At 61.7% G+C, this 823-nt stretch carries 1 pseudogene; it reads left to right on the plus strand.

Going from position 1 to position 823, the window contains the following annotated elements:
• Positions 1-823: pseudogene (locus AC0L2L_RS33345) on the plus strand (IS5 family transposase); the annotation flags it as partial.

The following is an 823-nucleotide window of genomic DNA, read 5'->3' on the forward strand; positions in this document are numbered from 1 at the left end:
TCGTCATCGCGGCAGTTTGACCCTGTGGGTGACGCCGGAAGCCCTGTCCAGGTGGCAAGCGCCAAGACGCAAGACACGTGGCGGCCAGCACCGCTATTCTGATCCGGCGATCGAGACCACCTTGACGCTGGGCCTTGTGTTTGGCCTGCGGCTGCTTCAGGCAGAAGGCTTGCTGGACTCGGTGCTGCAACTGATGGGGCTGGCGCTCGCTGTCCCCAATCATACCACCCTGAGCCGTCGGGCGCGGACATGGCAATCGCCCAACAAACGGCATGATCGCCAGGTTCCGCCGGAGGGACCAGTGCATGTTCTTGTCGACAGCACCGGCCTGCAGGTCTAGGCGCGGGTCAGTGGCTGGAGGAGAAGCACGGCGCCAGATCCCGTCGCAGTTGGCGCAAGCTGCATCTGGCACTGGATGCCGACAGCGGCGAGATCATTGCCCATACCCTGACTGATCAGGACACTGGCGATGTCTCTCAAGTTGAGCCACTACTCGACCAGATTGGCGGTCCGATCGGACAGTTTACTGCTGACGGCGCCTATGACGGAAAGCCGACTTACGACGCAGTCATCGATCATAGCGCTGCCACCGCAATCGTCATTCCGCCTCGTGCCAATGCGGTCGAACCATTCGACGATAGACCTCCCGGCCAAAGGGACCAGCATATCGCCGCAATCGGCAGAGACGGCCGGATGAAATGGCAGGTCTCCAACGGTTATGGCAAACGCTCGCTGGTCGAGACCGCCATAGGGCGATACAAGTCCACCATCGGGCGGCGTTTGCGGGCACGGTCGCTTCCCGTTCAGAAGACCGAAGTCGCCA

It is taken from the genome of Mesorhizobium sp. WSM4832, assembly GCF_055811115.1.